This is a genomic window from Microbacterium sp. NPDC055455 (genome assembly GCF_053619935.1).
The window spans coordinates 1-23,119 of the sequence record NZ_JBSHLB010000001.1 but is presented as its reverse complement, the minus strand read 5'-3'; the positions used below and the strand labels follow the sequence as shown (position 1 = coordinate 23,119).

Here is a 23,119-nt window from a genome sequence, read left to right as displayed (position 1 = left end):
GCACCACCGAGAAAGGAAAGCAATGAAGCTGAGGAAGAAGGTGTCCCTCGCACTCGTGGCGCTGCTCGCCGCGGGATCGCTGGCATCGTGCAGCGCGGGGGGAGGTGACGAACAGGGCGCGATCGACGAGTTCCCCGAGAAGTGGGACGAGCAGATCACGATCGACGTCTTCGACGGCCTCGCCAACTACATGGGCGTGCAGCAGGGCTGGTTCGCCAAGATCGTCGAAGACAAGTTCAACATGAAGCTGAACGTCATCGCCCCCAACGTGGCCGGCGGCGGTGACACGCTCTACAACACCCGCGTCGCCGCGGGCGAGCTGGGCGACCTCATCATCGTCAACAAGGGCGAGCAGCTCGACGAGCTCGTGCAGGGCGGCCTGGTGCTCGACGCCGCCGACTACTACCCGGCGATGGAGAGCGTGTCGAAGTTCGACAAGGCCGTCGAGCACCTCAACGACGGCAAGGACGGCGTCTTCGCCTTCCCGTCGTCGGTGTCGTCGCTGAAGCCGACCGAGCCGTCGGAGGGTCTCAACCCGACGTTCGGCCCCTTCGTGCGGTGGGACTACTACAAGGAGCTCGGCTACCCCGACGTCGGCACGCTCGAGGACCTGCTGCCGGTGCTCGCCGACATGCAGGCCGCGCACCCGACCACCGACAACGGCCAGCCCGTCTACGGCTTCTCGCTGTTCAAGGACTGGGACGGCAACATGATGGTCACCGCGAAGCAGCCCGCCTGCTTCTACGGCTACGACGAGATCGGCTTCGTGCTGGCCAAGGCCGACGGCTCGGACTACCAGGGCATCCTGGATCCGGACGGCGAGTACATGCGCAGCCTGAAGCTCTACTTCGACGCCAACCAGCTCGGACTCGTCGACCCGGAGTCGACGACGCAGAACTACGACACCCTGTTCTCGAAGTTCCAGAACGGCCAGGTGCTCTTCTCGTGGTGGCCGTGGCTCGGCCAGTCGGCGTTCAACACCGAGGAGAACATGGCCGCGGGCAAGGGCTTCCAGATGGTGCCCATGGAGGACCAGGAGATCTTCTCCTACGGCGCCGAGGCGTACGGCGGCAAGCCGATCTTCGCGATCGGCTCCAAGGCCGAGGACCCGGAGCGGATCGCCGCGTTCATCGACTGGCTGTACTCGGCCGAGGGCGCCTACGCCAACAACGCGCAGACGGGCGCCTCGGCGGGGCCGCAGGGTCTCACGTGGGACGTCAACGACGCCGGCGAGCCGGAGCTCACCGACTTCGGCAAGCAGGTCTTCCTCGAGGGCGGCGGGACCGTCCCCGAGGAGTGGGGCGGCGGCGACTACGCCGACGGCGTCTCGGCCCTCAACATCAGCGCCGTGCTGCCGATCGAGGTCGACACCGAGACGGGCTTCCCGTACAGCTACACCTTCTGGCCCACCTATCAGGCGGCGATCGCGAACCCGCTGACCGAGGACTGGTCGGCCAAGATGGGCGGCGCGACCTCGACGATGGAGTACCTGCAGACCAACGACCAGGTGCTCGTGGCCCCCGGCGCCAGCTACGCGCCGCCGGCGGACAGCTCCGAGATCGAGACGCTGCGCAATCAGGTCAAGGAGATCGTCAAGCAGTTCTCGTGGCAGATGGTCTTCGCCGACAGCGAGGCGAAGTTCGAGTCGCTGCGCGACGAGCTGATCGAGACCGCGAACGGTCTCGGCTACGAGAAGGTGCTCGAGTTCGACATGGAGAACGCCAAGGCGCAGGACGACGCCCGCGTCGCCGTGACGGAGGAGTTCGCCGGCTGACACAGGCCGGCAGGCGAGGGGCTCGGGATGCTGCGGCATCCCGGGCCCTTCTGCCGTCCCACCCCGCGCCGGGGCGTCGACCGCGTCCCGTCGTCCCCCCGCGTTCCGTCGCCCTGAGGCGGCCGATACGCCGCGTTCGCGACGAGACACGACGCCGCGCGCTGGTGTGTCGTCGCATCTGCGGTGTTTGCCCACATACTCGGGACCCGGCGTCCGACCGCGGGGACGACGAGGCGTGCGTCGCCGAGCCGGGCAGGCGAGAGGAGGGGGGACGGATGCCGTGGGGCCGAGGCATCCGTCGACGCGGACGCCGCGGCGATCAGGCCTCGTGGCGGGCGAAGACGCTGCGGAAGAGGAACGCCGTCGCGTACGCGCCGACGGAGAAGCCGATCGTGAGCACGAGGAAGCCCACCGGCGGGAAGAGGATCGTGAGGGCGACGGCGGTCACCGGGATGATGAGCAGCCCCAGGGTGCGCACCGGCTCGGCGGCGGGGAGGAGCAGCGCGTTGCGGAGGGTCTGGCGCACGGTGTTGCGGAAGTACGCGACCTGGGCCATGGCGTACAGGAACGCCGCGAACAGGTACACCGCGCCGATGATCGCGAGCACGCCCGCCACCCCTGCGAACAGCGCGGGATGGGCGAACCAGAACACGCTCGAGAATCCCAGCAGTGCGGCCGGCGCGAGCAGGCACAGCATGAGGACGCTCGCCCGCCCGAAGTTCGCCCGGAATGCCGGGAGGTAGTCCTTGAGCGGCCGGCCGCTCTCGTCGTCGGAGTACCGGATCGTGACCTCGAACAGGGCGCTCGTGGCGGCCCCGATCGTCACGACCGGCAGGCACAGCACGATGTAGAGCAGGTTCAGCGCGACGAACGTGAGGAAGGTCGAGAAGCCGTTCAGGGCGCGGCTGTCGGGGTCGATGCGCATCCGTGGTCACCTGCCGCCGCGCGGGCGGGCGGCTCGTCTCGCCCTCACAGGGCCGGCGTGCTTCCGGTCAGCGCCGGCGGCAGCAGGCGCACGGCCGGCTTCGCGCCGTTCGCGAGGATCTCGCAGATCATGTCGGTCGCGGCGGCCCCGATGTCCTCGGCCGGCACGGCGATGCTGTCGGCGAGTCCCGCCACGGAACGGGCGACGTCCTCGGGGCAGAGGGCCACCACCGAGAGCTCGTCGCTGCGCCTGCGGCCGTGCTGCGCGATCGTGGCGGCGACGTGGGGGAGCGCGCCCTCGTTGTGCACGAAGAAGCCGGTGATATCGGGGTTCTCGTCCATCACCGCGTCGACCGTGGCCGCCGCCTCGGCCGTGCTCGGGCAGGCATGGACGGTCCCGGTCACGCCGTTCGCCTCGCACGCGGCCAGGAAGCCGCGCACGAGCCGGTCGGCATAGGAGGTGTGCCGCGACATGACCTCGGGCGGCGAGCCGATCAGCGCGATGCGCCGGTGCCCCAGATCGACGAGCCGGTCGACGGCGAGCCATCCGGCGGCCTCGAAGTCGAAGTCGACGCAGGGGATCGCGCGGCGGCCCTCGGGAAGGCCGATGAGGACGCTCGGATGCCCCAGCCCCGACAGCGTCTCGATGCGCGGGTCGTCGGACTCGACATCCATCACCAGCAGGGCGTCGACCATCGATCCCTTCGCCGCCCGCTGCAGCGCCTTCGCGTCGTCGCTGGCCAGCAGCAGGATGTCGTACCCGTGCTTGCGCGCCTGCGTCACGACGCCGGTCACGATCTGCATCACCACGTGCACGTCGACGCCGGTGCGCAGCGGGGCCTGCAGGCCGATGACGTTGGTCGACCGCGACGCGAGCGACCGGGCACCCGCGTGCGGGCTGAAGCCGAGGCTGTCGATCGCCTTCTCGACGCGCACGCGCGTCTCCTGCGAGATGGCGCGCTTGCCGCTCATCACGTAGGAGACGGTCGAGATCGACACACCCGCCGCCTGTGCGACGTCCGCGATCGTCACCATGAGGTACCCAGCTCTCTCGCGTCGATCACCCTCGAGGTTCCGGGGGCGAGTTCGAACGTGTCGATCGGACCGTCGGGTCCGCTCACACTCATTGTCGTCGTTCGCGACCCCGCCTCGAACCGGGCGCGCACGAGGCGTCCGCCCGCCCACTCCAGGTCGACCGCCACATCGCCACGCGAGCGGATGCCGCGCACCGCCCCGTCCGGCCACGCCGACGGGAGCGCGGGGAGCAGCTTCACCCGCACATGAGCGGGCGCCGGCGCGTCCTGCGCCACCCCGGGGCCGGGATCGCCCGCGGCGACCGGCTCGTGGAAGGACTGCACCAGCGCCTCCGCGATGGCCGCGGTCACCCCCAGGTTGCCGTCGATCTGATACGGCGGGTGGGCGCTGAGGAGGTTCGGGTACACGCCGCCGCGGTGCTCGTGCGAGTCTTCGTCGGCCGGTCGCAGCGCCAGGCGCAGCTGCGCGTGGACGGCCTCGCCGTCGCCGAGCCTGGCCTGCATGCCGGCCCGCCAGGCGAGCGCCCAGCCGGTCGACTCGGGGCCGCGCAGGCGGATCGACTCGGCCGCCGCGCGCGCGAGCTCAGGCGTCGCCTCCGGCGTGATCTGCGCATACGGGAACAGCCCGACGAGGTGGGAGAGGTGCCGGTGCAGCGGCTCGGCCTCGACGCGGTCGCGGTCCCATTCGAGCAGCTCGCCGCGCGCCGACACCTGCGGGTCCGGCAGCGCGCCGGTGCGGGCCGTGAGCTCCTCCACCCAGGGCTCGGAGAGGCCGAGGGCGTTCGCGGCGGCCCGGCACACCGCGGCCAGCTCCCGCAGCAGCGCGACGTCCATCGTCGCGGTCGTCGCGACGCCGCGCTCGCGGCCGTCGTCGTCGACGTAATGGTTCTCGGGCGAGGTCGAGGGGCTCGTCCACGCGCGCTCGTCGTCGCCCTGGATCCACGACAGCGCGAAGGCCGCGGCGGAGGCCAGCACGGGCCACGCCTCGTCGCGCAGGTACGCGCGGTCGCCCCCGAACGCGTAGTGCTCCCACAGGTGCAGCGCGAGCCACACGCCCCCGAGCGACCAGTTCGCCCACGCCGGGTCGCCGTGCCCGGCGCCGACCGGCGCGGCGTGCGCCCAGGCATCCGAATTGTGGTGCGCCACCCAGCCGTCGGCGCCGTAGAGCTCGCGGGCGACGACCGGGCCCGTCGTCTCGGAGAGCCGCCGGACGAAGCGCAGCAGCGGCTCGTGGCACTGCGCGAGCCCCGTCGTCTCGGCCGGCCAGTACGCCATCTGCGTGTTGATGTTGAGGGTGTAGGCGCTCGACCACGGGCCGGGCAGCTCGGCGTTCCAGAGCCCCTGCAGCGTCACGGGGAGGCCGCCGGGCTGCGACGACGCGATCAGCAGGTAGCGCCCGTAGTGGAAGGTCAGCGCCGCGAGGGCCGGATCGTCGCGCTCCTGGGCGCGGCGGACGCGCTCCACCGTGTCGATCGCCTCGCCGTCCGCGGGGTCGGGGAGTTCGAGCAGGCAGCGCTCGTAGAGCGCGCGGTGGGCGGCGGCGTGCGTCTGCGCGCGGTCCGCTGCGGTGGCGGCGACATCGGACAGGGCCGGGATGCCGTGCAGCAGCGCGGCGGCCCTCTCGAGCGCGTCGCCGGCGACGTCCGGATCGCCGGGCAGCGACGGGGCCGTCGCCGTGGCCACCGCGAACAGCAGCGTGGTCCCCGGCTCGGTGACCAGCGCGCCCTCGGCGACCGCGGACGGACCCAGGGCGCGCACGACGACGGCGCCGTGGCGCCCTGCCGCATCGTCGTACCGGATCGGCTCGGCGGGATCCTCGTGGCCGGGTGCGACGTCGACCGGGAACCACCAGTCGGTGGCGAGGTCGCCGTCGCGGTCCGCTGCGGCGGAGCGGCTCCGCAGCAGCGATCCCACCGTGAGTCGTGCGCGCACGGGGGCGTCGGCGGTGATCTCGTGCATGAGGGCGCCGGTCACGAGATCGGCCCACGTGCGGTGGCGCACGGCGGCGTCGCCGATCCGGTACTCGTGCGCCGCGATGCCGGTCGGGAGGTCGAGCCGGCGCGTTAACGCGCCCGCCGGGGGTGCGGCATCCACATCCAGCACCTGGATGTCGATCCAGCCGAGCGGAAGGTACGCCTGCACCCACGGGGTCTGCATCCGCTGCAGCAGGCCTTCGGCGGCGTCGAGGTCACCGTGGTCGATCGCCGCGCGGACGGCGCCCAGCGCGTCGGCGCCGCGGGCGGTCGTACCCTCGAGCGGGTCGCGGTCGGCGTGGCCGGACCACGCCGTGATGTCGTTCAGCCAGAGGCGATCGCCGCCCGCGAGCCCTGCGCACATCGCGCCGCGCACGCCGTTGCCGACGGGGTAGGCCTCGAGCCAGCGGGAGGCGGGGGCAGAGGCGCGCAGCACGTGGAGCGCTTCGGCGGCGGGCTGGTCGGTCGCATCATCGCGGCGCGTGGACATCGTCACAGTCCCTAGTATATGGTCTCGGTGTTGAAGCGCTTCGAAAGCCGATGGCAGAGTCGTGGCGCTCAGACATCAGACCGCCGCTCCGACCGAAACTCAGCGAAGAGGTTCTCCCCGCCATGGCCCGCACCCCGCTCCCGCGCCGCGCCGACGCCCTGTCGCAGCTCACCGGCGATCTCGGCATCTGCTTCGGCGGCGACTACAACCCGGAGCAGTGGCCGCGCGAGGTGTGGCGCGAGGACGCCGAGCTGATGGTGCGCGCCGGGGTGAATCTCGTCACCGTGGGCGTCTTCAGCTGGGCCCGCCTGGAGCCGTCGCCGGGGGAGCGGGACTTCGCCTGGCTCGACGAGGTGCTCGACATCCTCCACGCGCACGGCATCGCGGTGGACCTGGCGACCCCGACGGCGTCGCCGCCGCCATGGCTGGGCGTGCTCCACCCCGAAACGCTGCCGGTGAACCCCGACGGGGTGCGGCTCGTCGCGGGCTCCCGCAACCAGTTCACCCCCGCCTCGCGCGTCTACCGCGAGCACGCCCGGTCCATCGCGACCGCGCTGGCCGAGCGCTACGTCGCGCACCCGGCGGTGCGCATGTGGCACGTCGGGAACGAGTTCGGCCAGATCGACTTCGGAGATGAGGCGGCCCGCGAGTTCCGGCTCTGGCTGCGCGAGCGGTACGGCACCATCGACGCGCTCAACGACGCGTGGGGCACGCTGGTGTGGGCGCAGCGCTATCGCGACTTCGACGAGATCCTGCCGCCGCGGCGCATGCCGTACCTCGTCAACCCCGCGCAGTCGCTCGACTTCCGGCGCTACACGTCGTGGGCGCTGCAGCGCGTGTACGCCGAGCAGCGCGACGCCATCCGGGCCACCGGTGCCGAGCAGCCCATCACCACGAACTTCATGGGCTTCGAGCCGCTCACCGACCTGTGGGAGTGGGCGGACGAGGTCGACGTCGTCGCCGACGACCAGTACCCCGACCACGGTTCGGCCACAGCCTCCTCCGACATCGCCCTCGTGCAGGACCTCATGCGCTCCCTCGGCGCCGGAAGCCCCTGGGTGCTGATGGAGCAGTCGGTGAGCGCGACGTCCTGGCGTGCGCACAACCTCCCCAAGACGGCGCAGCGCGCCCGCCTGGACTCGCTGCAGGCCGTCGCGCGCGGGGCCGACGCGATCTGCTTCTTCCAGTGGCGGCAGGCGCGCACCGGCGCCGAGCGCTTCCACTCCGCCCTCGTGCCGCACGCCGGCGCCGACACCGACGTCTTCCGGGGCGCGATCGCGCTCGGCGCCGACCTGCGCAGGCTCCGGCCCGTCGTGGGCGAGCGGGTGGAGGCATCCGTCGCCGTCCTGTTCGACTGGCCTTCGTGGTGGGCGGCGGAGGAGCCGGCACGTCCCACCGAGCGCCTGCGCACGCTTGAGCAGGTGCAGCGCTGGCACCGGGCGCTGTGGCGCCGCGGGATCGCGGTCGACCTGGTGCGCCCGGGTGCGGACCTGTCGGCCTACCGCGTCGTGCTGGTGCCGCACTCCTACATCGTCGAGACGGATGCCGCCACCGCCCTGCGCCGGGCGGTCGAGGCGGGCGCGGGCCTCGTCGTCGGCCCCTTCTCCGGCGTCGCCGATGCGAACGCGGGGGTGCTCACCGGGCGGTCGCCCGTGCTCCTGCGCGACCTCGTCGGCGTGAGCGGCGAGGAGTGGGTCGGCCTGCCGGACGACCCCACCCCGCTCACCGCGGAGCCCCACTGGGACTCCGCACCCGCGACGCCGGAGGCCGGCGTGCTGGGCGAGCGGCTCCGCGCCGAGGGTGCCGACGTCCTGGCGCGCTTCGCCTCCGGCCACCTCACGGGGGCGCCCGCCGTCACGCGGCATCGCGTCGGCGCCGGCATCGCATGGTATCTCGGCGCCCTCGTCGCGGACGACACGCTCTCCGCCGTGCTCGACGACGCGCTCGACGCCGCCGACGTGACCGGCGTGCTTCCCGAGCGTGTGCTGCCGGACGGCGTCGAAGCCGTCCGCCGCGGGGCGGCTCTCTTCCTCCTCAACCACGGCGACCAGGCGCAGCACGTCACCGTGCCCGGCCGGCGCCGGGATCTCCTGACCGACGCGGACGTCGAGGGGCGGGTCGCACTGGCCCCCGGCGCCGCCATGGTGCTCATCGAAAGGCACGCAGAGTGAAGTTCACCGATGGCTATTGGCTCACCAGGCCCGGGCTCGCCCCGCTCTACGCGGTCGAGGTCGACGACATCCGCCACGACGAGGCGGCGGGGACCATGACCGTCTACGCGCCGACGGCCGTCATCCGCGACCGCGGCGACACGCTGAACCGGCCGATGCTCACGGTCACGTTCTCGGCCCCGGCCCCGGGCGTGGTCAAGGTGCGGCTCGAGCGGCACGCCGGCGCGGTGCGCCGGGGTCCGGACTTCGAGGTGACAGGGCAAGACGGCTTCCGCCCCGAGGTCTCGATCGACGGCGAGGGCGGCATCCTCGACTCCGGCCCGCTGCGGGTGCGCGTGGTGAAGTCGGCGGGGCAGTGGCGGGTCGACTTCGAGAGCGACGGCCGCGTGCTCACCAGCTCGCTGCCGCGTTCCATCGGCCACTTCACCGACACGACGGGCACGTACTGCACCCCGGGCACGGCCGGCACCGCGGGGACGGCGGGCACGGCCGCCGGGGGAACCCAGCCCACGTGGGTGCACCAGCAGCTGACCATCGAGCCCGGCGAGCGCGTCTACGGGCTCGGCGAGCGGTTCGGCGCCTTCGTCAAGAACGGCCAGGTCGTCGACACCTGGAACGCCGACGGCGGCACCTCCAGCGAGCAGTCGTACAAGAACGTGCCGCTCTACCTCACGAGCCGCGGCTACGGCGTGTTCGTCGACAACCCCGCCAATGTCTCCTTCGAGGTCGCCAGCGAGGTCAACTCGCGCGTGCAGTTCTCGGTCGAGGGCGAGTCGCTGGAGTACTACGTGATCGCCGGCCCCGAGCCGAAGGACGTGCTGCGCCGCTACACCGCCCTCACCGGGCGTCCCGCCCGCGTGCCCGCGTGGTCGTTCGGGCTGTGGCTGACGACGTCGTTCACCGCCAGCTACGACGAGGACACCGTCAGCGCCTTCGTCGACGGCATGGCCGAGCGCGACATCCCGCTGTCGGTGTTCCACTACGACTGCTTCTGGATGCGCGAGTACCAGTGGACCGACTTCGAGTGGGACTCCCGCGCCTTCCACGATCCCGTCGGCCAGATCGCCCGCATGCACGAGCGGGGCGTCCACGTGTCGGTGTGGATCAACCCGTACATCGCGCAGCGCTCGGCGCTGTTCCGCGAGGCGGCCGACCGGGGCTACCTCCTCAAGCGCACCGACGGCAGCGTCTGGCAGTGGGACATGTGGCAGGCGGGCATGGCGCTCGTCGACTTCACGAACCCCGATGCCGCCCAGTGGTACGTCGGCAAGCTCCAGGGCCTGCTCGACCAGGGCGTCGACGCGTTCAAGACCGACTTCGGCGAGCGGATCCCCGTCGAGGGCGTCGCGTGGCACGACGGGTCGGACCCGCACCGCATGCACAACTACTACGCGAAGCTGTACAACGAGGTGGTGTTCCGCGCCCTCGAGCAGCACCGCGGCGTCGGCGACGCGGTCGTGTTCGCCCGCTCGGCGACCGCGGGCTCGCAGCAGTTCCCGGTGCACTGGGGCGGCGACAACGACTCCACCTTCCTCTCGATGGCCGAGTCGCTGCGCGGCGGGCTGTCGCTGGCGATGTCGGGCTTCGGATACTGGAGCCACGACATCGGCGGCTTCGAGGGGACGCCCGACCCCGGGCTGTTCAAGCGGTGGCTCGCGTTCGGCCTGCTGTCGTCGCACTCCCGCCTGCACGGCTCGTCGTCGGTCCGGGTGCCGTGGGCCTTCGACGACGAGGCCGTCGACGTCGCGCGGGAGTTCACCCGCCTGAAGATGAGTCTCATGCCCTATCTCGCCCGCGTCGCGGACGAGGCGCACACCGACGGCACGCCGATGATGCGCCCGATGGTGCTGGAGTTCCCCGGCGACCGCACCGGCTTCGACGCCGACTGCCAGTACATGCTGGGCGACGCGCTGCTGGTGGCGCCGGTGCTCACCGCCGACGGATCAGTGGAGTACTACCTGCCCGACGGGGAGTGGACGTCGCTGCTCGACGGCTCGGTCGCCGACGGACGCCGGTGGGTGACCGAGTCGCACGGCTACGACTCGGTGCCGCTGCGGGTGCGGCCGGGGACGGTGCTGCCGATCGGCGCCGTCGAGGACCGCCCCGACTACGACTGGGCGGACGGCGTGACGCTGCGCTGCTTCCGGCTCCCCGACGGCTACGACGCCGTCACGACCGTGCCCGGGCACGATGGAGCACCGGCGACGACCTTCCGGGTCCGTCGCGAGGGCGCGGCGATCATCGCGTCGTCGGACGACGCGCGCGCGCCGTGGGCGCTGCAGACGGGCGACCGGGTCGCCCGGACCGAGGCATCCGGCGAGCTCCGGATCGAGATCGAGGAGGACCAGCGATGACCGAGACGATGACGGATGATCTCGATACGGGCGCAGAGCGCCCACTCGATCCGGCGGCCGCGGCCCCGCGGCCTGCGGCGAACGCGGCCGGCGGACAGCCGCTGTTCCGGCAGGTCGACCAGCCCCTGGCGGCGCGGGCGCGCGACCTCCTGGATCGGCTGACGCCGGACGAGCGCCTCGCGATGCTGCATCAGGCGGCCCCCGCGATCGAGCGGCTCGGCGTGGCCGAGTGGCGCACGGGCTGCGAAGCGCTCCACGGCGCCGCGTGGCTCGGCCGGGCGACGGTGTTCCCCCAGTCGGTCGGACTCGCCGCGACATGGGACACCGACCTGGTCGAGCGGGTGGGGGAGGTGGCGGCGGTCGAGGTGCGCGCGAAGCGCGCCGAGAACCCGCTGGTGAGCCTCAACGTGTGGGCGCCCGTCGTCAACACGCTGCGCCACCCGGGGTGGGGGCGCAACGAGGAGGGCTACTCCGAGGACCCGCACGTGACCGCTGTCTTCGGCACGGCGTACTCCCGGGGCCTGCGCGGGAACCATCCGCGCGTGTGGCGCACCGTCCCGGCGCTCAAGCACTTCCTCGGCTACAGCAACGAGACGGACCGCTCGACGACGTCGTCCGAGATGTCGCTGCGCACCCTCCACGAGGAGGAGCTGCCCGCCTTCCGCGGCGCGATCGAGGCGGGCGCTGCGGGCGGCATGATGCTCGCCTACAACCGGGTGAACGGCGTCCCCGCGCACACGCAGCCCGAGCTGGTCGCCGAGGCGCGGTCCTGGGCGGACGAGTCGATCGCGGTGGTGTCGGATGCCGGGGCCCCGACCTTCCTCGTCACCACGCAGCGCGCGCAGCCCGACCACGTCCATGCCGCGGCCGCCCTCGTGCGCTCCGGGCTGGACTCGTTCACCGACAACGACGCGGACGCGGCGCCGACGATCGGTTACCTGCGCGACGCCCTCGCCCAGGGCCTGCTCTCGACGGACGACATCGACCAGGCGGCGCTGCGCCTGCTGGAGCTGAGGATCCGCACCGGCGAGTTCGACGGCGACGCCGACCCCTATGGGGGCATCGGCGCCGACGCGATCGACGCGCCGGGTGCGCGCGAGCTGGCCCGGGAGGCGGTGGTGCGCTCGGTCGTCGTGCTGCGGAACGACGCCGGCGTCCTGCCGCTCTCCCGGGCCTCACGGGTCGCGGTGGTCGGCAACCTCGCCGACCTGGTGCTCACCGACTGGTACGCCGGCACGCCGCCGTACGCGGTCGGGATCGGTGCGGCGGCGACCGAGCGCTTCAGCGAGGCCGAGGTCGTCACGGGAGCCGACACGGTCGCGCTCCGCGCGGTCTCGACCGGCCGCTACGTCGTGACGGACGCAGAGGGATCGGTCGTCGAGGCGGCAGGCGCCGCCGCCGGCGCGGACGCGCTGTTCGACGTGACCGACTGGGGCGACGGCATCCTGACCCTCCGCTCCCACGCGAGCGGTCTGCTCCTCACCGGCGGGAAGTGGCCGATGCGGGCCGACGGGGCACGGGTGGGCGAGTGGGTCGTGCAGGAGAGCTTCCGCCGGCACGTCCACGCCGACGGGACGTGGTCGCTGCTGCACCTCGGATCGGGTCGCTGGGTGCGGGTGTTCCGCGACTCGGGCCTGCTCGCCGCCGAGGCGGTCACGCTCGCGCAGGCGGAGCGGTTCGGCGTGCGCGTCATCCGGTCCGGCGCGGAGGCGGTGGCCGAGGCGGCTGCGGCGGCGGACGCCGTCATCGTCGCCGTCGGCAACGACCCGCACCTCAACGGGCGCGAGACCGAGGACCGCCCCCACCTGCGACTGCCGGAGGCGTGGGCAGAGCTGTGGCGCGTCGCCCGCGAGGCGAACCCCCGCGCGGTGCTCACGATCGTCTCGAGCTACCCGTACGTCCTTGCCGGCGTCGATGCCGAGACCGTCGTGTGGTCGAGCCACGGCGGGCAGGAGCTCGGGCACGGGGTGATCGACGTGCTCTCGGGCGACCGCGAGCCGTCGGGCCGGCTGTCGCAGACCTGGCCCGCGACCGAGGCGCAGGCCGGTGACCTGTTCGACTACGACACGCTCCGGCAGGGGGCCACGTACCGGCATCAGGCCGAGGAGCCGACGTTCGCCTTCGGTCACGGCCTCACCTACACCGAGGTGGTCTACGAGCGCGTCGAGCTGTCGGATGCCGCGACCGCGGCGCCGCCGCCGACCCACCGGCATCCGTCCTTCGAGCCGCGGCCCGGCGAGGCCGCCGTCCGCGCCGTCGTGCGGGTGCGCAACGCGGGTGAGCGGGCTGCGGAGGAACTCGTGCAGCTCTACGCGCTCCCGGCCGATGACCTCGCCCTGGCGGCGCCGCGCCGGCTCCTCGTCGCCTACCGGCGCGTCGTCCTCTCCGCGGGTGAGGTGCGGGAGGTCGAGCTCTCGTTCTCGCCCGGGCGCCTGGCCGTATGGGACGACGCCGTGCGCCTGCCCGGCGCCGTCGACGACTGGCTCCATCAGGGTGCCCTTCGGGTGCAGCCGGGCTCGTACACGATCGCCGCCGGACCCTCGGCGTGGGATCTCCGGACAGATGCCTCACTCGAGATCGCCGACGGCGGCTAGAGCTCGGGCAGTCCTCGCCCCGGACCGCGGAAACACCGCCGGTCCGGGGCTTTTCCATGTCCGGACAAATTGGGGCTTGCGCTCGGAATGCCCCTCACCATACGCTGGCCGAAGTTTCTTCGAGGGTTAGTTTTATCCTCGTTCCTGGTGTCGGCGTCGATGCCCGGCCCACCGCAGAGAGGCGGAGGATGTCTGTACTGGAAGCACGGCAAGAGAGCGCGCCGCCCGCCCCGGCGTGGCCCGACGACACGCCGCCGCGCCGTCGCCGATCGTTCTGGCGGCACGTCAAGGACAGCAGGATGCTCCTGCTCATGTGCGTGCCGGCGGTGCTGTTCTTCCTCGTGTTCAGCTACGGCCCGCTGCCCGGCGTGTGGATCGCGTTCACGAACTTCAACTACACCGACGGCGTCTTCGGCAGCCCGTTCGTGGGGTTCCAGAACTTCGAGTTCCTCATCAAGTCCGGCCAGCTGTGGGTGCTCACCCGCAACACGATCCTGTACAACCTCGCGTTCATCGTGGTGGGCAACGTGCTCCAGATCGCCATCGCGATCATGTTCAACGAGGTGCGCCTGAAGTTCTTCAAGAAGATCACGCAGGGCGTGATGTTCCTGCCGTACTTCATCTCGGTGGTCCTGGTCGGCGTCATCGCCTTCAACCTGCTCAACTACGACACCGGTGCGCTCAACACGCTCATCGAGCAGACCGGCGGCGACCCGATCAAGATCTACAGCATGGCCGGCGCCTGGCCGCTCATCATCATCATCGTCTTCCTGTGGCAGAGCACCGGCTACGGATCGATCGTCTACTTCGCGGCGATCATGGGCATCGACAAGGGGCTCTTCGAGGCGGCGGCGATCGACGGCGCGTCGGCGTGGCAGCGCATCCGCTACGTGATTCTGCCGAGCCTGAAGCCGACCTTCATCATCCTCCTGCTGTTCTCGCTCGGCGGGATCATGCACGGCAACTTCGGGCTGTTCTGGAACCTCGTGGGCAACAACGCCGCCCTCTTCCAGACCACCGACATCATCGAGACCTCCGTCTACCGGATGGTCATGTCGCAGAACAACTTCACCACGTCCACCGCCGTCGGCCTGTATCAATCCCTGTTCGGCTTCGCCATCGTCCTGCTGGCGAACTGGATCGTCCGAAAGATGAACAAGGACTATGCCCTCTTCTGATCTGCTGCTGCCCTCGGTGACCGAGACGCTCACGACGGCCCCCGGCAAACGGCGCTGGTGGACGGCATCCAACCGCGCCCGGCCGGTCCGCCTCTCGCGCAGCGACTACGTGCTTCGCGGCATCTCGTACGTCTTCATCTCGCTGTTCTCGCTGTTCTGCCTGCTGCCCTTCGTGCTGATCCTGTCGGCGTCGCTCTCGAGCGAGGACGAGATCATGAAGACCGGGTTCGGGCTGCTGCCGAAGGGGTTCACCTTCACGGCGTACGAGTACATCTTCGCCGCCCCGCAACAGGTGATCGGCTCGTACACCGTCACCGTCACGATGACGGTGACCGGTACCGCGGTCGGCCTCCTCATCATCGCGATGACGGGGTACGCGCTCTACCGGCAGGATTTCCGCTTCCGCAACCAGATCACGTTCTTCATCTACTTCACGACCCTGTTCTCGGCAGGACTCGCACCCACGTTCCTCTGGATCAGCCGCACGCTCGGCCTGCGCGGCAGCTACCTCGCCGTCTGGCTGCCGCTGCTGATGACGCCGTGGCTCATCATCCTGATGAAGAACTTCATGCGCACCGTCCCGTACGAGATCGTCGAGTCGGGCAAGGTCGACGGGGCGGGCGACTTCCGGATCTTCTGGCAGCTGTCGCTGCCGATGATGAAGCCCGCGCTCGCGACGGTCGGACTGTTCCTCGCCCTCGGCTACTGGAACGAGTGGTATCTCTCCTCGCTCTATCTCGGCAGCACCGTCGAGTTCAAACCGCTGCAGTACTACCTCTACAACGTGATCAACACGGCCAACGCTCTGCGCACCTCCGTCGCGGGCGCGAACGTCAGCATCGCCGAACTGCCCAGCAACACCCTCAAGATGGCGAGCGCGGTCATCGCGACGGGCCCGATCCTGCTCGCCTACCCCTACGTCCAGCGGTACTTCGTCAGCGGCATCACCGTCGGCGCCGTGAAGGGCTGAACTCCCCGCTGACGATCAGCGGTTCGCCCCCGTGCGGACCGCGACGAGGGATGCCGCCCACCGGCGCGGCATCCCGCACCCCCTCCAAGAAATGAGTCGAAGGAGCCTCACATGACACACCGCCTGATCAAGGGCGCGGCGGGACTCGCCGCCCTCGGCCTCGCCACGGCCGCGCTCGCCGGCTGCACAGCCGACAGCCAGGACGACCCCGACAAGCCCACGGAGATCACCATGCTCGTGCTGGGCAACAAGCCCACCAACGGGCGGCTCGAGGCGATGCTCGAGAAGCTCAACGAGAACCTCGTCGAGCAGGCGAACGCCACGCTCGACCTCTTCTACGTCGAATGGGCCGACTGGCAGACGCAGTACAACCTGCAGCTGCTCTCGGGCGACGACAACGTCGACCTCATCACCACTGCGACCGACTGGCTCTTCGCGTGGGAGAACGCCGAGAAGGGCGCCTTCCTGCCGCTCACCGAGGAGATGCTCAAGGAGCACGCGCCCAAGACATGGGAGCAGGTCGACGCCGACGGCGACTGGGAGCTGACCAAGCTCGACGGCAGCATCTACTTCATCCCCGAGGACAACTACACCCAGTACACGAACCACGGCTTCTTCTACCGGGGCGACTGGGCCACCGAGGCCGGCTTCGCGGACGGCGAGATCACGCAGTTCGAGGACTTCACCACCTACTTCCAGTGGATCAAGGACAACAAGCCCGATGTCTACCCCTGGGACGTGGTCGGCGCGAACGAGTCGGCGCTGACCGGCTACCTCCAGGGCCACACCGACCTGCAGACCATCCAGCAGGTGACCGCGGGCAACTACTTCCCGTTCCAGACGTCGGAGTCCGACCCCACGAGCGTGACCTCCTGGTACACCGAGGGCGACGATCTGATCGAGGCCGCGGAGCTCGCGAAGGAGTGGAACGACATCGGCGTGTGGCGGGAGGACGCGCTCAACTACGACGGGGACACGCGCGAGTCGCTCTACGCCGGGTTGACGGGCGCCGACCAGCACCACACGCAGACGTTCGTGACGCAGATCGTCTACAACATGAACGAGAAGCAGCCCGGCTCCGACCCGCGGATGTTCTCGTGGGGCCAGGAGAACGGCAACTTCTTCAAGGACATCAAGACGCACGGGGCGATGGCGGTCAGCGCGAACTCGAAGAACCCCGAGAAGGCTCTCGAGGTCTACGACCTGCTCCGCAACGACGAGGAGAACTACGGCCTGCTCAACTTCGGCATCGAGGGCACCGACTACGTCATGACCGAGGACGGCAAGCTCGGGTACCCGGAGGGCTACGACCCGTCGACCGATTCGCTCGGCTCCAACTTCTGGGCCGGACGCATGGACGAGTTCGAGCCGGACAAGGTGACCGACGCGCCGAACAAGCAGGAGATCTACGACGAGCTCTCGGCGGTGGCCAAGGACTACCCGTACTCGACCTTCGTGGTCGACAAGACGCCGCTGGACTCGACGCTCGCAGCCGTCAGCGGAGTGCTGTCGGAGTACATCCCGCAGCTGCAGTACGGCAAGTTCGAGGACCCGGCCGCCGCGGTCGCCGAGATGCGGCAGAAGCTCGCCGACGTCGGGTTCGAGGACGCGCGCGCCGAACTGGAGCGCCAGGTCCAGGAATGGGCCGACGCGGGCGGCCTCGACTGATCGTCCTCGTCCCCCGTCCGGGCGGGCCCGCGCGCACGCGGGCCCGCCCGGCCTCCCACACGATCGCTCTGCGAGGAAGGCAGAACACATGAGCAGCAACTTCGCGCCCGACTCGGCGCTGATGCGGTTCCTCACGCGGATCGCCGATCTGATGATCCTCAACGTCCTCTTCATCGTGACGTCGCTGCCGATCGTGACCCTCGGGGCGTCGCTGACGGCGCTCAACTTCGTCACGCTGCGCATCGCCTCCGACACCGACCGGACGATCGTGGGGGACTACCTTCGGTCGTTCCGGCAGAACTTCCGGCAGGCGACGCTCGCCGGACTCGTCGTCGCGGCGTTCGCCGCCGCGCTCGCCGCCTGGTATCTCGTGGCGACCGAGCTGGTCACCGCGCCCGTCGCGCAGTTCGCGCTGCTGGCGGTCTGGTACGCGCTCGCCTTCCTCGCCGCCATGGCCGCGCTGTACGTCTTCCCCTACCTGGCGAGCTTCGAGGGCACGCTGGGCGAGGTCCTGCGCAATGCGCGGCTGCTGTCGCTGCGGCATCCGCTCGCCCCGCTCGCGGTCCTCGTGCTGACCTTCCTCGCCGCTGTCGTCACGATCTTCTCGCCCCAGGCGACCGGCTACGGGCTGCTGTGGCTGCTCATCGGCTTCGCCGGCCTCGCCTACCTGGGGGCCCTGCTCTTCGCGCGCGTCTTCGCGCGCTACGCCCCGATGCCCGCCGCCCTCTCCCCGGAACAGGACTGACCCACCATGCGCACCCTCCCGCTCGAACGCTGGTCGTTCGCGCTCGCCGACGACCCCGGCGCCCGTGCCAAGCGCTACGACGACTCGGGGTGGCGTGCCGTGCGCGTCCCCCACGACTGGAGCGTCGAGCAGCCGTTCTCGGCAGCGCACTCCAGCGGCACCGGCTACCTGCCCGGCGGTGTCGGCTGGTACCGCGCCCATGTCTCGCTGCGCGAGCTCGCCGCCCAGGCCGACCAGCATGTGCGGCTGGCGTTCCACGGCGTGTACAAGAACGCCGACGTCTGGGTCAACGGCTACCACGTGGGCGGTCGACCCTCGGGCTACGCGCCGTTCTCCTTCGACCTGACCGAGATCCTCTCCTACGCGCCCGACGACGACCTCGTGGTGAGCGTGCGCGTCGACCACACCGACATCTCGGACTCCCGCTGGTACAACGGCTCGGGCATCACCCGAGGCGTCGAGCTGCAGGTGCACGAGCGGGTGCGGCTGCGCGAGCACGGCACGTCGGTGACGACGGTGTCGGCGGATGCCGCGACCGCGACGCTGCGAATCGGCCAGACGGTGTGCAACGACGGCGACGAGGCCGTGGCCGTGCGCGTGCTCCACGAGCTGCGCTCACTGACGACGGATCGCGTCCACCGCTTCGGAGCCGAGGCGCAGGTGCCCGCCGGCGACTCCGCCGAGATCGCCCTCGAGGCCGTCGTCCCCGACCCCGAGCTGTGGTCCGACGACGACCCTGCGCTGCACCGGCTGACGACGACGCTGGAGTGGCGGTCGGACGGCGCGGAGCGCCGTGCGTCGTACGACCTCGTCACCGGCATCCGCACCTTCGCCTTCGACGCCGACCGCGGGTTCTCCGTCAACGGGCAGCCGCGGGTGCTGCGAGGGGTCTGCCTCCACGAGGACGCCGGATGCCTCGGCACCGCCGTGCCCGCCGCGGTCTGGGTGCGCCGGCTGCTGTCGCTCAAGCGGATGGGCTGCAACGCGGTGCGCATGGCCCACAACCCGCACGCGCCCGAGCTGTACGCGCTGTGCGACCTGCTGGGCTTCTACGTCGTCGACGAGGCGTTCGACGAGTGGGAGAACTCGAAGAACAAGTGGTGGCAGGGCCACAACGTCTATCCGCCGCGCCACGAGGGCTACGCGAAGGACTTCCTCGAGTGGCATGAGCGCGACCTCGTCGCGATGATCGAGGCGCACCGCCACCACCCGTCGGTCATCGCGTGGAGCATCGGCAACGAGGTCGACTACCCGAACGACCCCTACGCGAGCCCGCTGTTCGCCGAGATGACCGGCAACAACGACGCGAACAAGCCCGCCGCCGAGCGCCTGTACGACGCCAGCCGGCCCGATGTGCGGCGGCTCACCACGATCGCGCGGCGGCTGGCCGGCATCGTGCGGCGCGCGGACCCGTCGCGTCCGGTGACGCTCGCCGCCGCGTTCCCCGAGCTGTCGAGCCGCACGGGCCTCCTCGACGACCTGGACGTCGTCGGCTACAACTACAAGGAGCACCTCTACGAGGCCGATCACGCGCGGTTCCCTGACAAGCCGCTGCTGGGCAGCGAGAACGGGCACGGCTATGCGCAGTGGGTGCCGGTGACGCGTCACGACTTCGTCGCGGGCCAGTTCCTCTGGACCGGGATCGACTACCTCGGCGAGGCCCGCGGCTGGCCCGTGCGCGGCTCCGGTGCGGGGCTGCTGACGCTGGCCGGCCACGAGAAGCACACGTGGCACCTGCGGCGCAGCTGGTGGGCGGACGACCCGGTTGCCTACCTCGTCACCCGCCCTCACACCGGCGACGAGGAGCGCTCGTTCTGGACCCACCCGGTCTCCCGGACGTGGGATGCCGCGGTCCCAGGCGAGCTCGAGGTGCTCGCGTTCGCGAACGGCGACGAGCTCTCGCTCTCGAGCGGCGGCGAGCGGATACCGCTCGAGCGCGACGACGAGCACGGCTGGTGGGCGGCGGTGACCGATCCCCGGGACGAGCCGCTCGTGCTGGAGTCGTGGCGCGACGGTCGCGTCGTCGCGCGGGACGAGCTGCGCGCGCGCGGCGAGGCCGTGGCGATCGCCGCCGCGGTCTGGGAGCCTCCCGCCGACGTCGCCGACGCGTGCCGGCGCGCCGGAATCGCGCTGGAGGGCATCGTCCAGATCGAATGCGTGCTCCGCGACGCCAACGACGGCGTCGCCTGCGATGACAGGGTCATCGAGGTGGCGGTCGAAGGTGGGGAGCTCCTGGGCATCGAGAACGGCGACCTCGCTGACGACACCCCCTACGACAGCGCCGCGCGGCGCACGCTGGACGGCCGGCTGGTGGTGTTCGTGCGTGCCTCCGAGGGTGCTTCGGTCCGGCTCAGCAGCCCGGGCCTCGACGGCGCCCTGGTGGTGCAGGGGGCGTGACATACTGGCCAGATCCGAGTCGCAGCCCATCCGATCCGGGCGTTCCGGCGTCGGCGGCCGCCAGGGTGCAGAGGTGAGCATGGGGGTGCTTCGACGGACGTCGCGCGACATCCGGAGCGATTCGCGCCTCGACGTCCTCCACGCGGTGCTGTCGGCCGGTGAGACGACGCGCAACGAGCTCGCCCAGCTGACGGGGCTCAGCGCCGCCACGATCGCCACGGTCGTGGGCGAGCTGATGGCCGGGGGGTTCGTCGTCGAGACGAAGACAACCGCCGGCCGCATCGGCCGCCCCACCGCGACCCTCGCGATGAACGGCGCGCGCGGTCGCGTCATCGGCATCGACGTGGCCGAGACGTACATCCGCGCTGTCCTGTTCGACGCCGCGCTCGTCGAGATCGCCCACGCGCAGGTGGTGCGCGACGAGCACGTGCTCGACCCGGATTCGGTGGTCGAGGGGATCGGCACGGCGCTGGAGCGCGTCATCGCCGAGGCCGGCATCGCGCGCTCCGACGTGCTGGGCGTCGGCGTGTCGCTGCCCGGCCTCGTGCAGGGTCCCACGTCGGTGTCGGTCGTGGTGCCGAAATGGTCGTGGCATCAGCTGGAGTTCGACCGGCTCCGCGAGCGCGTGGGACTGCCGCTGGTGATCGACAACCCGCTGAAGGCGATGACGACGGCCGAGCTGTGGCTCGGTCGCGGCCGCTACAGCTCGAGCCTCGTGACGATCAACCTCGGCACCGGCGTCGGCGCGGGCATCGTGCTCGAGCGGCGCATCCTGCGCGGCGCGACGAACTCTGCGGGGGAGTGGGGGCATTCGCTGCTGGTGCTCGACGGCCGCCGGTGCCGCTGCGGGCGTCACGGCTGCGTGGAGGCCTACCTCGGTGTGCCCGGCATCCAGCAGACGCTCCGGGAGCTCGCGCCCGACCACGCCCTGGTGGGGCTCGACCAGAGCGACTTCATCGCCGCCCTCGCGCGCGCGGCCGACAGTGCCGATCCGGATCCCGCCGTGACCGAGACGATCGAGCGCACCGCGTACTACCTCGGCTCGGCGATCGCCGATCTCGTCGCGATCGTCAACCCCGAAGCCGTCGTGCTCACCGGCTGGACGGTCTGGGCGCTGGCCGACAAGCTCCTCCCCGCGACGGGGATGCACCTGCGCGAGCAGTCCCCGGGGTGGTCGGCGCGCGAGCTCGAGCTGGAGGTCTCGACCATCAGCCGCAACTCGGTCGCGACGGGCGTCGCCACCACCGCGCTCGAGCGATTCCTCGCCGACGCCGGACTGCTCACCAGCCGCGTCCCCATCGCCCTCTGAGCCACCCGAGCGGTGGGCCGCTCGCCGGGCGCGTGCGAGGTCGCCCGGCGATCGTCAGAGCGCGAACTCCTCCGCGAGGGCACGCGTCTGCTCGGGGGTCCAGATCCGGGCGCCGAACACGTGCCGATGGCGCAGGGCCAGCTCCTCGCCCGGCGCGAGCACGACGTGCTCGTCGAACGAGGGCGACGGTGCGACGATCGGGAACGGCTCGCTGCGCACGAACCAGCGGATGGCGGGGCCGCCCGTGGACGTGCCGGCGAACGCGAGCACCGTGCCGCCGCCGTCGACCTCGTCGTGCTCGCCCGAGAAGGCGACCCATTCGGCCACGCGGCCCATCACGGCGTCGGCTCCGGCGTCGTCGGCGAGGCCCGCCGCCAGCACCCGGGCGCCCGTCCAGGCGCGCGGCATCCGGATCGCATAGCCGGTGTAGCCGGCGTTCGGCCGGCCCTGCGTCGTCGGGCTGCCGAACTCGAGGTCCTGGTCGGCGACGTTGCGCAGCGTCGTGGCGAAGTCGAGCGCCCAGATGCCCCGACCCTCGTCGAGGCTGTGGAAGCGATGCGTGCGCACCTCGCTGAGCCACTCGTCGCCGGCCTGCGTGATCCAGGTCAGGTCCTCGCTGAAGGACGCCTCGGATCCGGCATCGCGTACCGACGTGAAGCCGTCGTGGCGGATGCGGCCGACGTTGTCGAGAAGGACGTAGTCGCCGTGCTCCGGTCGGTACGTGTTGCCGCCCCAGAAGTTCTGCCCCGAAACGTGCGTCCACGTGAACTGCAGCCCCTTGTGCCAGCGGTGGTCCCACGGCCGGTACGCGGTCAGCGGTGCGCCGTCCAGCGCGCGCACGGGGTGGAAGAAGGGCTTCGGGCCTTCGGCCACGGGTCCGCCCGGGTCGAACGCATAGCGGGCGATGTCCACGCCTGCGGCAGTGACGGTCAGGGAGGTTTCATCGCGGCGGAGGAGGAAATCGGGCACGTCCTCCATTGTGGCGCAGGATGACGGAAAACGCTTCCCCCGGATTCGGCGGCCGACGATTGTAGCGTTCGCGGACGCGGATGGGTAGGGGCATCCGCATTCTCACAGGAGGGTCGACAGTCGCTGTAGCGTCTTCGTCATCTCACACGAGACGCCGCAACCCCCCGCAGCGTCCACGAGAAAAGGAGAGAGATCAAATGCTCTGGACAATCCTCGGACTCATCCTCATCGGCCTCATCGCCGGTCTCATCGCTCGCGCCGTCATCCCCGGCAAGCAGAGCATCGGGATCCTCATGACGATCGTGCTCGGCATCGTCGGCTCGTTCGTCGGCGGCTTCCTCGGCTTCCTGATCTTCGGCGCCGACCCCAACGGCGGCTTCCTGCAGCCGTCGGGCATCATCGGCTCGATCATCGGCGCGATCATCGTCCTCGGCATCTACGTGGCCGTCACGCGCCGCCGCGGCGTCACGCGCTGACACCTGCTGCATCAGCAGCTGGTTCACGATGCCGCGGTCGGCGTCGAAGATCCACACCCACACGTAGGTGCCGGTGACGGCGGGCATCGCCCA

General features: G+C 70.9%; 15 protein-coding genes. 11 read left to right on the top strand and 4 right to left on the bottom strand.

Translation table 11 applies throughout. The features are described from left to right. Positions 1-22 precede the first annotated feature (22 nt). Positions 23-1,774: an ABC transporter substrate-binding protein gene (locus tag ACWGUG_RS00075; RefSeq protein WP_452323437.1), complete on the top strand. Its 1,752-nt coding sequence runs from the start codon at positions 23-25 to the stop codon at positions 1,772-1,774. 319 nt (positions 1,775-2,093) lie between these two features. Here the strand turns inward: ACWGUG_RS00075 and ACWGUG_RS00070 are convergent, their stop codons facing one another. The 3 genes from ACWGUG_RS00070 to ACWGUG_RS00060 are packed head-to-tail and all read right to left on the bottom strand — an operon-like array spanning position 2,094 to position 6,195. Then, the gene (locus tag ACWGUG_RS00070) at positions 2,094-2,699 is read right to left on the bottom strand and encodes a YesL family protein (RefSeq protein WP_336394568.1); all 606 of its coding nucleotides are present in this window, start codon (positions 2,697-2,699) and stop codon (positions 2,094-2,096) included. A 44-nt stretch (positions 2,700-2,743) separates the two neighbouring features. Continuing rightward, entirely contained in the window at positions 2,744-3,733 is a 990-nt protein-coding gene (locus tag ACWGUG_RS00065) for a LacI family DNA-binding transcriptional regulator (protein WP_336394569.1), read from the bottom strand. After that, a complete protein-coding gene (locus ACWGUG_RS00060) occupies positions 3,727-6,195 on the bottom strand; it encodes a glycosyl hydrolase family 95 catalytic domain-containing protein (RefSeq protein WP_452324174.1) in 2,469 nt (822 codons plus the stop codon). Before ACWGUG_RS00060 ends, ACWGUG_RS00065 begins: the two co-directional genes overlap by 7 nt. A gap of 122 nt (positions 6,196-6,317) precedes the next feature. On the opposite strand from ACWGUG_RS00060, the gene ACWGUG_RS00055 reads away from it, so the two are divergent. The 9 genes from ACWGUG_RS00055 (at position 6,318) to ACWGUG_RS00015 (ending at position 21,581) form a co-directional block, all read left to right on the top strand. Beyond that, positions 6,318-8,366 (top strand): beta-galactosidase, encoded by a 2,049-nt coding sequence (locus ACWGUG_RS00055; protein ID WP_452323436.1) that lies wholly within the window; start codon positions 6,318-6,320, stop codon positions 8,364-8,366. Beyond that, entirely contained in the window at positions 8,363-10,720 is a 2,358-nt protein-coding gene (gene yicI, locus ACWGUG_RS00050; RefSeq protein ID WP_452323435.1) for an alpha-xylosidase, read from the top strand. The genes ACWGUG_RS00055 and yicI overlap by 4 nt, the downstream gene beginning before the upstream one ends. Next, the gene (locus tag ACWGUG_RS00045) at positions 10,717-13,314 is read left to right on the top strand and encodes a glycoside hydrolase family 3 C-terminal domain-containing protein (protein WP_452323434.1); all 2,598 of its coding nucleotides are present in this window, start codon (positions 10,717-10,719) and stop codon (positions 13,312-13,314) included. The genes yicI and ACWGUG_RS00045 overlap by 4 nt, the downstream gene beginning before the upstream one ends. Positions 13,315-13,502: 188 nt before the next feature. Continuing rightward, positions 13,503-14,492 carry an ABC transporter permease gene (locus ACWGUG_RS00040; RefSeq protein WP_452323433.1) on the top strand — a complete coding sequence of 330 codons (990 nt, stop codon included), beginning with the start codon at positions 13,503-13,505 and terminating at the stop codon, positions 14,490-14,492. Next, the gene (locus ACWGUG_RS00035) at positions 14,479-15,462 is read left to right on the top strand and encodes a carbohydrate ABC transporter permease (RefSeq protein WP_452323432.1); all 984 of its coding nucleotides are present in this window, start codon (positions 14,479-14,481) and stop codon (positions 15,460-15,462) included. Before ACWGUG_RS00040 ends, ACWGUG_RS00035 begins: the two co-directional genes overlap by 14 nt. Before the next feature lie 111 nt (positions 15,463-15,573). Beyond that, a complete protein-coding gene (locus ACWGUG_RS00030; RefSeq protein ID WP_452323431.1) occupies positions 15,574-17,130 on the top strand; it encodes an ABC transporter substrate-binding protein in 1,557 nt (518 codons plus the stop codon). An 88-nt stretch (positions 17,131-17,218) separates the two neighbouring features. Then, positions 17,219-17,875: a YesL family protein gene (locus tag ACWGUG_RS00025; protein WP_452323430.1), complete on the top strand. Its 657-nt coding sequence runs from the start codon at positions 17,219-17,221 to the stop codon at positions 17,873-17,875. A 6-nt stretch (positions 17,876-17,881) separates the two neighbouring features. After that, a complete protein-coding gene (locus ACWGUG_RS00020) occupies positions 17,882-20,272 on the top strand; it encodes a glycoside hydrolase family 2 TIM barrel-domain containing protein (RefSeq protein ID WP_452323429.1) in 2,391 nt (796 codons plus the stop codon). 79 nt (positions 20,273-20,351) lie between these two features. Continuing rightward, positions 20,352-21,581 carry an ROK family transcriptional regulator gene (locus ACWGUG_RS00015; RefSeq protein WP_378885084.1) on the top strand — a complete coding sequence of 410 codons (1,230 nt, stop codon included), beginning with the start codon at positions 20,352-20,354 and terminating at the stop codon, positions 21,579-21,581. 54 nt (positions 21,582-21,635) lie between these two features. Here ACWGUG_RS00015 and ACWGUG_RS00010 read toward each other — a convergent pair whose 3' ends face one another. Further along, positions 21,636-22,550, bottom strand: a complete 915-nt coding sequence (locus ACWGUG_RS00010) for a DUF6807 domain-containing protein (RefSeq protein ID WP_452323428.1) — start codon at positions 22,548-22,550, stop codon at positions 21,636-21,638. Positions 22,551-22,747: 197 nt separating this feature from the next. Here ACWGUG_RS00010 and ACWGUG_RS00005 point away from each other — a divergent pair, with 197 nt between their 5' ends. After that, a complete protein-coding gene (locus ACWGUG_RS00005) occupies positions 22,748-23,026 on the top strand; it encodes a GlsB/YeaQ/YmgE family stress response membrane protein (RefSeq protein WP_336394579.1) in 279 nt (92 codons plus the stop codon). The last annotated feature ends 93 nt before the right edge of the window (positions 23,027-23,119 follow it).

Bases quoted from the DNA above. Each gene is read 5' to 3' on its own strand.
- ACWGUG_RS00075 (WP_452323437.1), top strand. From the start codon at position 23: ATGAAGCTGAGGAAGAAGGTGTCCCTCGCACTCGTGGCGCTGCTCGCC.
- ACWGUG_RS00070 (WP_336394568.1), bottom strand. From the start codon at position 2,699: ATGCGCATCGACCCCGACAGCCGCGCCCTGAACGGCTTCTCGACCTTC.
- ACWGUG_RS00065 (WP_336394569.1), bottom strand. From the start codon at position 3,733: ATGGTGACGATCGCGGACGTCGCACAGGCGGCGGGTGTGTCGATCTCG.
- ACWGUG_RS00060 (WP_452324174.1), bottom strand. From the start codon at position 6,195: ATGTCCACGCGCCGCGATGATGCGACCGACCAGCCCGCCGCCGAAGCG.
- ACWGUG_RS00055 (WP_452323436.1), top strand. From the start codon at position 6,318: ATGGCCCGCACCCCGCTCCCGCGCCGCGCCGACGCCCTGTCGCAGCTC.
- ACWGUG_RS00045 (WP_452323434.1), top strand. From the start codon at position 10,717: ATGACCGAGACGATGACGGATGATCTCGATACGGGCGCAGAGCGCCCA.
- ACWGUG_RS00040 (WP_452323433.1), top strand. From the start codon at position 13,503: ATGTCTGTACTGGAAGCACGGCAAGAGAGCGCGCCGCCCGCCCCGGCG.
- ACWGUG_RS00035 (WP_452323432.1), top strand. From the start codon at position 14,479: ATGCCCTCTTCTGATCTGCTGCTGCCCTCGGTGACCGAGACGCTCACG.
- ACWGUG_RS00030 (WP_452323431.1), top strand. From the start codon at position 15,574: ATGACACACCGCCTGATCAAGGGCGCGGCGGGACTCGCCGCCCTCGGC.
- ACWGUG_RS00025 (WP_452323430.1), top strand. From the start codon at position 17,219: ATGAGCAGCAACTTCGCGCCCGACTCGGCGCTGATGCGGTTCCTCACG.
- ACWGUG_RS00020 (WP_452323429.1), top strand. From the start codon at position 17,882: ATGCGCACCCTCCCGCTCGAACGCTGGTCGTTCGCGCTCGCCGACGAC.
- ACWGUG_RS00015 (WP_378885084.1), top strand. From the start codon at position 20,352: ATGGGGGTGCTTCGACGGACGTCGCGCGACATCCGGAGCGATTCGCGC.
- ACWGUG_RS00005 (WP_336394579.1), top strand. From the start codon at position 22,748: ATGCTCTGGACAATCCTCGGACTCATCCTCATCGGCCTCATCGCCGGT.